The sequence below is a fragment of the Thalassobellus citreus genome (assembly GCF_044385915.1).
Classification (GTDB): Bacteria; Bacteroidota; Bacteroidia; order Flavobacteriales; family Flavobacteriaceae; genus Thalassobellus; species Thalassobellus citreus.
Genome location: NZ_JBISCC010000109.1, coordinates 1 through 12595, shown reverse-complemented (window position 1 = coordinate 12595; position 12595 = coordinate 1). Strand labels below are relative to the sequence as shown.

The following is a 12595-nucleotide window of genomic DNA, read 5'->3' as shown; positions in this document are numbered from 1 at the left end:
TATGAATTTTAATTGGCCTTTTAAAAAGCAAAAAGAATACCCCGATTTTTGGCTGGAATATCTTAATTATTTTAAGCATAAAAATAATGAAGATATTACCACATCGCGCTTTATAGCGTTTGATACTGAAACTACAGGTTTTGATAAAAAAGAAGATCGGGTTTTATCTATTGGAGCTGTATCTTTTATTGGAAAAACAATTGATGTAAACAAGAACCTAGAACTTTATTTAGAACAAGATGTTTTTAAAGCTGAAACCGTTAAAATACACGGTTTAATGAAAAAAGGAAAACTAAATAAAGTATCCGAGTTAAAGGCTATAAAAACCTTTTTGGCTTACATTAAAAATGATGTTTTAATTGCACATCATGCCAATTTTGATAGAACTATGATAAACGAAATGTTATTAAGACATGGTTTAGGAAAATTAAAAAACAAGTTTATAGACACCGGCGTTTTATACAAAAAATCATTACATATTATTTATCAAGATAACACGAAACCTTATACTTTAGACTATCTATGTAAGGAACTTAATGTGCCTACCGAAGATAGACATACTGCCACTGGAGACGCACTTATTACAGCATTTGTTTTTTTTAAAATTTTATCGCGACTTGATAAAAAGAAGCATTTAAGCTGGGGATATTTGTTGAATAGATAGTAATTTTCTTTTTTAAATAAGCTTTAAGAAGTATATAAAAAGTTACTTTATTTATCTTCAACTAAAACCTGAGCATTATGGGTAATAGGAAAATTACAAGAATTAGCAATAAAACACAAACTATTCGCTTTTTCGTGTAAACTTAAAGCTAGTTGCTTTTTTGTTTCATCTTTTATTGTAATTATTGGGTTTAAAATTGCCTTAGTAAAATGCCCACTACCTGATGCTTCTACTTCTAAAATAGCTTCAGCATTATCGGTATAAGACAAAACCTCAATACTGTTTTGCGAACACACATATAAATAAGACATCATATGACAAGAAGCTAATGCTGAAAGTAATAGATCTTCTGGGTTATAAAGCTCACTATCTCCTCTAAACATTTTTGCAGCCGACACCTTTAAGTCTGCAGTTTTATTATCTATTTTAACAACATGAGCTCTACTAAATGTTCTTGAATTAGTAGTTGTTTCATTCTTTGATGCTTCCCAATTTACCTGAGCTTTAAAAGTATGATTCATAAAACATTTTTTATTTATATAATTATTAATTAAAGAAAAACCGTATCACCACTAATTTATGGTAATACGGTTTAATATTTAATTGGTTTAATAACCTATTTTACATTATCTATAATTTCCTGAACTACTTCCGGATTTAAAAGTGTACTCGTATCACCTAAATTACTAGTATCATTACAAGCAATTTTTCGTAAAATACGACGCATAATTTTTCCTGAACGTGTTTTTGGTAGACCACTTGTAAACTGAATTTTATCTAATTTAGCAATAGGCCCTATATGTTCTGTAATAATTTGGTTAATTTCTTTACGTACATTATTATGGTCTCTAGTTTCACCAACATCTTTTAAAATAACATAACCGTATAATGCATTTCCTTTGATATCGTGAGGGAAACCTACAATAGCAGATTCTGCAACTGCTGGATGCTCGTTAATAGCATCTTCAATTGGTGCTGTTCCTAAATTATGTCCTGAAACAATAATAACATCATCTACACGACCTGTAATCCTGTAATATCCAACCTCATCGCGTAATGCACCATCACCTGTGAAATATTTATTTTCATAAGCTGAAAAATACGTGTCCTTATAACGTTGATGATTCCCCCAAATAGTTCGTGCCATACTTGGCCATGGGAACTTAATACATAAACGTCCGTCTACTTGATTACCTTTTAATTCTTTTCCGTTTTCGTCCATTAACGCTGGTTGTATACCTATAAAAGGTAAAGTTGCATAGGTTGGTTTTGTTGGTGTTACAAACGGAATTGGGCTAATCATTATACCGCCTGTTTCTGTTTGCCACCAAGTATCTACAATAGGACTTTTATTTTTCCCAATATTATCATTATACCAGTGCCACGCTTCCTCATTAATAGGTTCTCCTACAGAGCCTAATACTTTAAGTGATGACAAATCATATTTATCTACCAACTCCAATCCTTGTTTTGCTAAAGCTCTAATAGCGGTTGGTGCTGTGTAAAACTGATTTACTTTATGCTTTTCTACAACTTCCCAAAAACGTCCGAAATCTGGATAACTTGGCACCCCTTCAAACATCACGGTAGTAGCTCCGTTTGCTAAAGGTCCGTATAAAATATAACTATGTCCTGTAATCCAACCAATATCGGCAGTACACCAATACACATCATTTTCTCTGTATTGAAATACGTTTTTGAAAGTATAGGCTGTATACACCATATAACCTCCTGTTGTATGTACCATACCTTTTGGCTTTCCTGTAGAACCTGATGTATATAAAATAAACAATGGATCTTCAGCATTCATTGTTTCTGCGTCGCACTCTATAGAAGCATTATCTAAAAGCGGTTGCAACCATTGGTCTCGACCCGCTTCCATATTAATTTCTGTGTTAATTCGTTTTGCTACTAAAACAGATTGTACACCATCGCAACTTTCTAGTGCTTCATCTACAATACCTTTTAAATCGATAGTTTTTGCTCCTCTGTATGAACCATCAGATGTAATAACCATTTTACAATCGGAATCATTTATTCTAGTAGATAATGCTGTTGCAGAAAAACCTGCAAATACCACTGAATGTATAGCTCCTATTCTCGCACAAGCTAAAACAGAAACTGCCAATTCTGGAATCATTGGTAAATAGATACAAACACGATCTCCTTTTTCTATACCTTGATCTTTTAACACATTAGCAAACTGATTAACACGCTCGTGCAATTGCTTATATGTAATATGTTCTGCAGGATCTTTAGGATCGTTAGGTTCAAACAAAATGGCTGTTTTATTAGCACGTGTTGCTAAATGCCTATCAATACAGTTTTCTGTTATGTTTAATTCTGCTCCTTCAAACCATTTTACTTCTGGTTTTGAAAAATCCCAACTTAAAACATTATCCCATTTTTTTCGCCACATAAAATGTTCTTCGGCTACTTCTTCCCAAAAATTTTCTGGTTCTCTAACCGATTTTCTATAGACTTGATAGTATTCTTCTAAGTGTTTTATGTGATAATTACTCATGGTTTTATTTTGAAGTTTTTGTTGGTATTATGAATTTGTGTTCTAAAATAGTAAAATAATAATTTAATGTCGCCCTTTTTGGTGGAGAACATTAAGCTATTGATAATTACTGTTAACAGCGGTTAGCCCCGCGTTAGGGATTGACGTGAAAAGCCCACAGCGAGGTACGAGGGAGGACTTGCAACAGAAAGCCCGACCCTTGTGGTAACGCCCAAATTAAGCATTAATGTGTTGCCTCTCCTGCTCCACTTGGTATTCTTATGTTTTCTACAATTTCTTGTACGTCTTGTGGCGGATCTGGTGTGAATTTCATAATAACGATAGATACTATAAAATTTAAAACCATGGCAACAGTACCGAATCCTTCGGGAGAAATACCAAACCACCATTCGCTTTTGTCTGGTACAACATCATCAAACCAGCCTAATCTATATTTCACCATATATAACAACATGGCTACAATACCTACAACCATACCAGCTATAGCGCCTTCTTTATTCATTTTTTTGTAAAAAATTCCTAAAATAATGGCAGGAAAAAAGGATGCTGCGGCTAAACCAAAGGCTAAAGCAACTGTTGCTGCCACAAAGCCTGGTGGATTAATTCCGAAATAACCTGCAACACATACTGCTACTACTGCCGATAAACGTGCAGCTACTAGTTCTCCTTTTTCTGAAATATTAGGATTTACTATTTTCTTAATTAAATCATGAGAAACTGATGATGAAATTACTAATAATAATCCTGCTGCTGTTGATAAAGCTGCTGCCAATGCTCCTGCCGCTACTAAAGCTATTACCCAATTTGGTAGTTTTGCTATTTCAGGATTAGCCAAAACCATAATGTCTTTATCTATTTTTAATTCATTAACAGATTCATCGGCTACATACTGAATGATACCATCATTATTTTTATCGTTAAACACAATTAAACCCGTAGTTTCCCATTTTTTAAACCATTCTGGCATGTTAGCATAGGGTTGGTTAGAAACCGTTTCAATCATGTTTGTTCTAGCAAAAACAGATACTGCTGGAGCAGCTGTATACAAAATAACGATAAGTAATAATGCTAAGCCTGCCGATTTACGAGCATCTTTAACTTTCTTAACTGTAAAGAAACGCACAATAACATGTGGTAAACCTGCTGTACCAACCATTAAGGCAAATGTAATTGCAAAAATATCTATAGTAGATTTAGAACCTTCTGTATATTCAGCAAAACCAAGATCGGTACTTAAGCCATCTAATTTATCTAGTAAATAAGTACCTGAACCATCTGCCAATGTACTACCAAATCCTAATTGAGGTATTGGGTTTCCTGTCATTTGAATAGATATAAAAATAACGGGTACCATAAAAGCGAAAATTAATACACAGTATTGCGCTACTTGCGTATATGTGATACCTTTCATACCACCTAATACAGCATAAAATAATACAATTAACATACCTATAATAACACCTGTATTAATATCGACCTCTAAGAAACGAGAAAACACAAGTCCTACACCTCTCATTTGTCCTGCAACATACGTAAACGATACTAAAAGTGCACAAATAACACCTACTAGACGTGCGGTGTTAGAATAGTAACGATCTCCTATAAAATCGGGCACTGTAAATTTTCCAAACTTTCTTAAATATGGTGCTAATAATAATGCTAAAAGCACATAACCTCCTGTCCATCCCATAAGATACACAGCACCATCATAGCCATCAAAAGAAATGATTCCTGCCATAGAAATAAATGACGCAGCACTCATCCAATCGGCAGCTGTTGCCATTCCGTTAGCTAAAGGTGAAACACCACCTCCTGCAACATAAAATTCTTTGGTAGATCCTGCTCGGGTCCAGATAGCGATACCTATATAAATTGCAAATGTAACGCCTACTAAAATGTACGTCCAATTTTGCACACCTATGCCTTCAACTAATAAACTATGCATCATATCCGTATTTTTTATCAAGTTTATTCATTAAACGAACGTATACAAATATGAGAACAACAAAGACATACATAGAACCTTGTTGCGCAAACCAGAAACCTAGTTTAAACCCTCCAATTCTAATAGTGTTTAATGTGTCTTTAAATAAAATTCCTGCTCCGAAAGAGACTACAAACCATATTGCTAAAAGTATGAGAACATACCTTATGTTTTCTTTCCAATAGGCTTTTGCATTGCTTTTTGTCATTTTGGTAATTAGTTTAGTTGGTTATTCTAAAATTTAGTTTTGTAAATTTTCTATAATTTTAATAAATATTTTATCAAAAACTATCAAAAATCATATTTATAATATTAAAAAACACGTATAAGGTGGCTAATATAATATTAAAAATAATATATACTGTCATGTGCCTACATGTACTAAAATAAAATAATGTAGAGGTTTTAAACCTATATATTATTATAGCTATTTTAAATTTTAAAAGTATCTTTATCTCAACCAAACCAAATTGTATTGCATACCAACCGTTTATATTTTATTGATGCCGTAAGAGCATTTGCCATCTTAATGATGCTTCAGGGACACTTTATTGACACACTTATTGACCCTATTTACAAAGACACATCTAACACTGCTTTTCTTATATGGTCTTACTTTAGAGGTATTACAGCTCCTGTATTTTTTACTATTTCTGGTTTAATATTTACATATTTACTGCTAAGAGCTCATGCTAAAGGCAATGACCAACCCAGAATAAAAAAAGGACTCTTTAGGGGCTTACTACTTATTATTATTGGTTATAGTCTCAGGGTTAATTTAATGAGTTGGTTTTATGGACATTTTAATTCTTATTTTTTAGTAGTTGACGTATTGCAATGTATTGGCCTCTCTTTAATCATTTTAGTTTGTTTACATGTTCTATTAAAAAAATACAGCTACTTATTTTCCTGTGTCCTTTTAGTAATTGGATGTCTTTCCTTTTTGTCTGAACCCTTATACAGAAATTTAGTTATAGATAATTTACCGCTTATTATTGCCAACTATATGACCAAAATAAACGGCTCTGTTTTCACCATTTTACCTTGGCTAGGCTATTCTGCTTTTGGAGCTTTTATTTCTACCGTGTTTTTTAGACATGTGCATCGTAATCGTTTTAAAATAGTTACCATAGTTTCCTTTTTTACAATGGGGCTTTTACTTATGTTTTGTTCTACATGGTTTCTTTTAAAACTAAATAAATATACAGGTATTGAATTATTAAAATTAAGTGCCGATTATAATTACCTATTTACCCGATTTGGAAATGTGCTAATTCTCTTTGGTATTTTTTATTCTTTCGAAAAGTTTTTAAAACAATCTATTATTTCTAGAATAGGAGAAAAAACACTCTCCATTTACGTTATACACTTTATTATTCTTTTTGGAAGTTATACGGGGTATGGCTTAAAACGATTTTTAAATCAATCATTATCGCCTATTGAAGCAATTATTGGAGCTTTACTTTTTATAGCTACAGTCTGTTTTATTTCTTTTTATTATGTAAAAACAAATCATTTTGTTTACAATCTAGCCAGAAAACTAACAGATAAATTCAAAAAATAACACATTCACTAAAATATAAATAGCTAAGCTAACTTTTGTCAGTTTTCTTAGATCTTGCAATTACTATTTTTGATGTCTTAAAAAACATCTTCAATATTATTTATATGAATAGTAAAATCAACCTATTAGTGATATTTTGCTTCTTAATAACAGCTGTTTCATGCAAAAATGAAAAAAAAGAACATCTTGCTAATAATGCACAACACGAAACCGCAAAACACTGGAGTTACTCTGGAGAAACATCTCCCGAACATTGGCTAGAAATTGAAAAAAACTCAGATTGTGATGGCAACCATCAATCTCCTATTAACATTATACATAAAAACACAAATCAAGTAGCTTCAAAGGGCGATTTAAAAATATTATACACTCCAACAACACGTATTAGCGAAGTTGAAAACAATGGGCATTCTATACAGTTTGATTTTGAAACTGGCGACTCTATTAATTATAAAAATGAAACCTTTTACTTAAAGCAAATTCATTTTCACGAACCCTCAGAGCACAAAATAAACGGAATTATATACCCTATTGAAATGCATTTAGTACATGTAAGCAAAACGGGAAACATTACTGTTTTAGGCATTTTTGGAGAAGAAGGAGAAGACAGTCAGTTATTCGAATTCTTTGAAAGCTTTTTACCTCTTGAAAATGGCGCTACAAAAAAAATAAATCACAATATAGATCTATCTAGCTTATTTTTAAATGAAAAACATTATTACTCTTATGGTGGTTCGTTAACCACACCGCCTTGTACTGAAGGTGTTAATTGGATTGTATTTAAAGAACCAGTTATTCTATCTGTAACAGAAGTTTTGAAATTAAAAAACAATATGCCTATTAACAACTATCGCAATGAACAACCATTAAACGATAGAGAAGTTAAATTAAATTATTAACCTATATATTAATACCATGACCTACAAAGCAGTCATTTTCGATTTAGACGGAACATTAGTAAACCCTCTTGAAGACCTAGCAAATGCTATGAATAAAGCTCTTGAAATCTATAATTATCCTAAGCATAGTTATGAAGCCTATCAAGATTTTATTGGCAACGGCATTAGAAGTCTCGTTGCAAAAGCCTTACCAGAAATGTATCGTGATGAAGCACAAATTAAAAGAAGTACCGAATCTATGATAGAAATTTATCGTAACCATATTACCGATAAAACAAAACCTTACGATGGGATTATAGACTTATTAGAACACTTAAAATCTCAAAAACTTAAACTTAATGTATTATCTAATAAGGAACATAATCTTACAAAAAAAGTAGTCAAGACATTGCTACCACACTATTTTGAATATGTAGAAGGATTAAGCAAAGAAGCACACAAAAAACCAAACCCAATTAAAGCCCTTGAAATAAGTAAAAACTTAGGCATAAAACCCGAAGAAATTATTTATGTAGGCGATACCGGTATCGATATGGAAACGGCAAATAATGCCAATATGTTTGCTGTAGGCGTTTCTTGGGGTTTTAGAACAAAAAAGGAATTAATTGATAATGGAGCAAAACTCGTTATAAACCTTCCTTGGGAATTAAATGCTGTTTTAAAAAAGGCTGACATCATGGAGGAAGCTTTATTTTGAATTTTACCCCCTGCACAAACTAACTTTTGTCAATTTTCTTAGGCTTTACTATTAGTATTTTTGATGTCTAAAAAAATCAGATTCTGATGGTTATCATCAATTAATAATTATAGAAACGAATAACCAATAAATAACAGAAGGTTAAGCTAAACTATTCAAATTTTAAAGTTAATTAATGTTCGGTAACAATAACAAACGCTACAATGATTATAGTTCTTTTATTAAGAATAAATTTTCAGAACGTGTTCAAAAAATATCCTTAGACACAGGTTTTACTTGTCCGAACAGAGATGGCACAAAAGGTGTTGGCGGGTGTACCTATTGCAATAACAATACATTTAATCCTAAATATTGTAAACCAAGTAAAAGTATTAGTGAACAGTTAGATAGTGGTATTGCGTTTTTTTCTAAGAAATACAAAACACAACAATACCTAGCTTATTTTCAAGCATATACTAATACGTATGCCGATATCAATTTGGTAAAAGAATTATACCTAGAAGCAATTAATCATCCTAAAGTAATAGGGTTAGTAATAGGTACCAGACCAGATTGTATTAACGATGATCTTATTAGTTTTTTATCTGAATTATCTAATACCTACTATATTTCTTTAGAATTTGGTGTTGAAAGCACTTTAGATAGCACCTTAAAAATGGTGAACCGCTGCCATACGTTTAAAGAAACTGTTGATGCTTACCAACTCTCTAAAGACAAAGGAATACACTTGGGCGCTCATATGATTATTGGGTTACCAGGAGAAAGTAAAGACGACATTTTAAATCATGCTATCAAACTTTCAAAATTACCAATAAACACATTAAAACTACACCAATTACAAGTTGTAAAGCATACCATGATGGCTATTCAATTAAAAGAAAAACCTGAAATGTTTAGCTTGTATTCTGCAGAAGCTTATATTGATTTAGTGACTGATTTTATTGCGCTTTTAAGGCCTGAAATTATTATTGAACGCTTTATTAGCGAATCTCCTGCTCATTTATTAATTGCTCCAAAATGGAATGGTCTTAAGAATTTTGAGATCGTAGCTAAAATTGATAAAAAACTCATTGAAAAAGATTTATGGCAAGGGAAACATTATATTGAAAAACCATAATGCTTTAGTACTAATTACTATTTTAAAATTTACTTTTTTTCTAGTTCAAATCGCTTTATTCTAACAGCCATCTCTTTAAACAGTTTTGGAGTAGTTTCAGTATTAAATTTCTTAGTATCAAGATTTCGGTAAACCAATCTACTTTTTGTTTCTGCGGTTAGATTAATTGATTGAATAGTGTCTACAAGAATATTCTTAAGTCCAATAGGTTGTCTATCTTTATTCCAGCATTGCATATTTTTAATTGGCACTTCAATTCTCAACCACCTATCAGACAGTTCTCTTTTAAGTGTTACATTCATAGCCAATGTATTTTTACTTTTAGTATAAATCTGAATATCAAAATTAAATAATCCATTATCCCAATTCTCTATTTGGGTATCTGATAACAAATGTCCATAAACAGATTTTATTTTTTCTAAATTTGGAATGCTACTCAAATCAGAATCATAATATATATCTAGAATTATTTTGTTTAATGAAGCAATTGTAATGTTATTTTCTATAGGCTTTAATACATAACCATTAGCATGCTGATGCTCCCAATCTCCATACTTTTTAACAATAATACTATTAAAGGACTTTGAAAACACATTTCGTTTTTTACTAACATTATAATTACTTCCAGACTTAGTTATTCCTTTCCATTCATTATTAATATTATGAATATGATTCCAAGTCTCAAAAATATTGTTTACACTATCATTAATAAGTACAATGTTTTCAGGAGAAGTATCTAGTTTTAAATCAGGGTTTATAATTTGAAAACCTAATTTTTTTGAAGTAATAAATTGCTCTATACTATTTAACTCTTTACAAGAAACAAACACAAAAATGTAAATAAAAATTAAACAACGTGTTATGTACATTAAGAGTGTATTTTGTTTAAAGATGAAATATTTAATTGTGAATATAACATATTGATTTTGAAGCTAAAAATACTAACCTTAAAAAAAGTTTATAAAAAATTGCTATTTTTAGCTAAACAAAAGCTAACAAATATATTGGCATTAATACCAAATGAAAGTCGATTTTATTAATATCACAAAAATAATTAAAGAAACCACTTTAAAGCAAAACAGTAATGATTATGCTGTTTGTTGGATTAAAAATGAAGTAGAAGGTATTGAAATAGATAGTGTTTTATATAAAAATGTTTCAAACTCTATTTTCTTCCTCAATCCTAAATATCAATGGAAGATATTCAAAAAAAACAATTCAACATCTTCAGGTTATATCTTGTATTTACCTAGTGATGTTTTAAATAGTCCTATTTTAAGCAATCTTCACATTAATAAAATAAGGATTTTCAATTCAGGTGAAATACCTTTATTTAAATTAAGCCCAGGAATTGAGAAAAGAACACAAGCAATTTTGGAAATGATTGATGAGCTTTTAGGGTCACATCTTAACCATAAGGATGACGCTATACTATCGTTATTAAATACATTTTTTGTATACTGCGACGGACAGTGCAATATTAAATCAATAGTTTCAAACAACAACTCCAAAACTAATATTGTGTACAAATTTAAAACACTCGTTGATAAACACATTTTGAATAACCATGAAGTAACGTACTATGCTAAACTTCTTAATTTATCACCAAAATATTTAAATGAATGTGTACAAGAAGTATTAAATGTAAGCTCAAAAAGTATCATTATTGAACAATTATTGATGAGATCTAGGCATCAATTAAAATTTTCAAACAAATCTATTAAGGAGATAAGTTTTGATTTAGGTTTTTCTTCTCCAGATTATTTTAGCTACTTTTTTAAAACTCATACAGGAATTACACCTACATCTTTAAGAATAAATTAGTTTTTCCTAAATTCTAAGAATTTACCGTGATTATCACATTGCAACAATACAATTACCAATGTATTTTGCAAAAAACTTATATCATGGACAGAAAAAAATTTTTAAAAACTTCGGGGATTGGTTTAGGTTTGGCATTAATTCCAAGTATAATTCAATGTCAAAATCCAAAAACTAATAAACTTAACAAAACACATGCTCAACCAAAAATTGTTAAAGATTCTGATGGTGATATTTTAAACGTAATTGGAGATATACAAACTCATAAAATACTAGGTAGCGACACAGAAAACCAAATAGTTGAATGGGTAGATAATGTAGAACCAGGAGTTGGAATACCTCCACACATTCACACGAAAGAAGATGAAATATTTAGAGTCATTAAAGGGCAAATTGAAATAATGGTTGATGGAAAAACAACTATTTTAAATGAAGGAGATATTGCTTTTGCTCCAAAAGAAATCCCGCATTCATGGAAAGTTATAGGAACAGAAAAAGCTAAAATGATTACTTCTGCTTTCCCTGCTGGAATAGAGCATATGTTTAAAGAATTAGCAAAACTTCCTGATGGACCTCCTAATTTTGATAAAGTAGCTGAAATTTGTGCCAAACATGGAATTAGCTTTGTATAAGCACTAATAGTAACTAAAATAGTCTCAATAAAAAAGACCTTGTAAAAACAAGGTCTTTTTTATTATTTAAAGTTTTCTAAGTATTTATTTCAAATACTCCAAAACATTATCCTCAATACGCTCTTGAATATTTGAAACATCTGCCTTAACAAAAGTTTCTCCTGTAATGTTTTCATAAAGTTCAATATATCGTTCGCTTACAGATTGAATATACTCGTCGCTCATAAAAGGCACTGTTTGCCCTTCTAAACCTTGAAAGTCATTAGCTATTAACCATTGGCGCACAAACTCTTTAGATAGTTGCTTTTGAGCTTCTCCTCTATCTTGACGTTCTTGATAACCATCGGCGTAAAAATAACGCGATGAATCTGGTGTGTGTATTTCGTCTATTAAAACAATTTTACCGTCTTTGGTTTTTCCGAATTCATATTTGGTATCTACTAATATTAAACCACGAGATGCTGCAATTTCAGAACCACGTTGAAATAATTTACGGGTGTAATCTTCAAGAATAATGTAATCTGCTTCTGAAACAATACCACGTTTTAAAATGTCTTCACGAGAAATATCTTCATCATGATCGCCCATTTCTGCTTTTGTAGCTGGCGTGATTATTGGCTCTGGAAACGCATCGTTTTCCTTCATTCCTTCTGGCATGGGTACACCACAAAGCATGCGTTTTCCTAATTTATA

General features: G+C 31.2%; 13 protein-coding genes. 7 read left to right on the top strand and 6 right to left on the bottom strand.

Annotation, left to right across the window (positions count from 1 at the left end):
• Position 1 precedes the first annotated feature (1 nt).
• Positions 2–664, top strand: a complete 663-nt coding sequence (locus ACH5TX_RS01590; RefSeq protein WP_439337807.1) for a 3'-5' exonuclease — start codon at positions 2–4, stop codon at positions 662–664.
• A gap of 47 nt (positions 665–711) precedes the next feature.
• On the opposite strand, the gene ACH5TX_RS01585 is transcribed toward ACH5TX_RS01590, so the two are convergent.
• The 4 genes from ACH5TX_RS01585 to ACH5TX_RS01570 form a co-directional block, all read right to left on the bottom strand.
• Positions 712–1185 carry an OsmC family protein gene (locus ACH5TX_RS01585; RefSeq protein ID WP_439337806.1) on the bottom strand — a complete coding sequence of 158 codons (474 nt, stop codon included), beginning with the start codon at positions 1183–1185 and terminating at the stop codon, positions 712–714.
• A gap of 95 nt (positions 1186–1280) precedes the next feature.
• Entirely contained in the window at positions 1281–3188 is a 1908-nt protein-coding gene (gene acs / locus ACH5TX_RS01580; protein WP_439337805.1) for an acetate--CoA ligase, read from the bottom strand.
• A gap of 223 nt (positions 3189–3411) precedes the next feature.
• Positions 3412–5136, bottom strand: a complete 1725-nt coding sequence (locus tag ACH5TX_RS01575) for a sodium:solute symporter family protein (RefSeq protein ID WP_439337804.1) — start codon at positions 5134–5136, stop codon at positions 3412–3414.
• Positions 5126–5380, bottom strand: a complete 255-nt coding sequence (locus ACH5TX_RS01570) for a DUF4212 domain-containing protein (RefSeq protein ID WP_439337803.1) — start codon at positions 5378–5380, stop codon at positions 5126–5128. The genes ACH5TX_RS01575 and ACH5TX_RS01570 overlap by 11 nt, the downstream gene beginning before the upstream one ends.
• A gap of 267 nt (positions 5381–5647) precedes the next feature.
• Between ACH5TX_RS01570 and ACH5TX_RS01565 the strand changes: the two genes are divergently transcribed.
• The 4 genes from ACH5TX_RS01565 to mnmL all read left to right on the top strand — a co-directional run bounded on the left by ACH5TX_RS01565 (position 5648) and on the right by mnmL (position 9449).
• Positions 5648–6736, top strand: a complete 1089-nt coding sequence (locus ACH5TX_RS01565) for a heparan-alpha-glucosaminide N-acetyltransferase domain-containing protein (protein ID WP_439337802.1) — start codon at positions 5648–5650, stop codon at positions 6734–6736.
• 104 nt (positions 6737–6840) lie between these two features.
• Complete coding sequence (locus ACH5TX_RS01560; protein WP_439337801.1) at positions 6841–7635, top strand: carbonic anhydrase; 795 nt, start codon at positions 6841–6843, stop codon at positions 7633–7635.
• Positions 7636–7651: 16 nt separating this feature from the next.
• The gene (locus tag ACH5TX_RS01555; RefSeq protein ID WP_439337800.1) at positions 7652–8332 is read left to right on the top strand and encodes an HAD family hydrolase; all 681 of its coding nucleotides are present in this window, start codon (positions 7652–7654) and stop codon (positions 8330–8332) included.
• 175 nt (positions 8333–8507) lie between these two features.
• On the top strand, positions 8508–9449 hold the full coding sequence (mnmL, locus tag ACH5TX_RS01550; RefSeq protein ID WP_439337799.1) for a tRNA modification radical SAM protein MnmL/YtqA: 942 nt from the start codon (positions 8508–8510) through the stop codon (positions 9447–9449).
• A 29-nt stretch (positions 9450–9478) separates the two neighbouring features.
• Here the strand turns inward: mnmL and ACH5TX_RS01545 are convergent, their stop codons facing one another.
• Positions 9479–10318, bottom strand: coding sequence for a hypothetical protein (locus ACH5TX_RS01545; protein ID WP_439337798.1), 840 nt, complete (start codon positions 10316–10318; stop codon positions 9479–9481).
• A 151-nt stretch (positions 10319–10469) separates the two neighbouring features.
• Here ACH5TX_RS01545 and ACH5TX_RS01540 point away from each other — a divergent pair, with 151 nt between their 5' ends.
• Entirely contained in the window at positions 10470–11273 is an 804-nt protein-coding gene (locus tag ACH5TX_RS01540) for a helix-turn-helix domain-containing protein (RefSeq protein WP_439337797.1), read from the top strand.
• 83 nt (positions 11274–11356) lie between these two features.
• Positions 11357–11902 carry a cupin domain-containing protein gene (locus ACH5TX_RS01535; RefSeq protein WP_439337796.1) on the top strand — a complete coding sequence of 182 codons (546 nt, stop codon included), beginning with the start codon at positions 11357–11359 and terminating at the stop codon, positions 11900–11902.
• 84 nt (positions 11903–11986) lie between these two features.
• Here the strand turns inward: ACH5TX_RS01535 and ACH5TX_RS01530 are convergent.
• Positions 11987–12595 (bottom strand): phosphoribosylaminoimidazolesuccinocarboxamide synthase (locus ACH5TX_RS01530; RefSeq protein WP_439337795.1); only part of this gene is annotated, 609 nt, incomplete at its 5' end.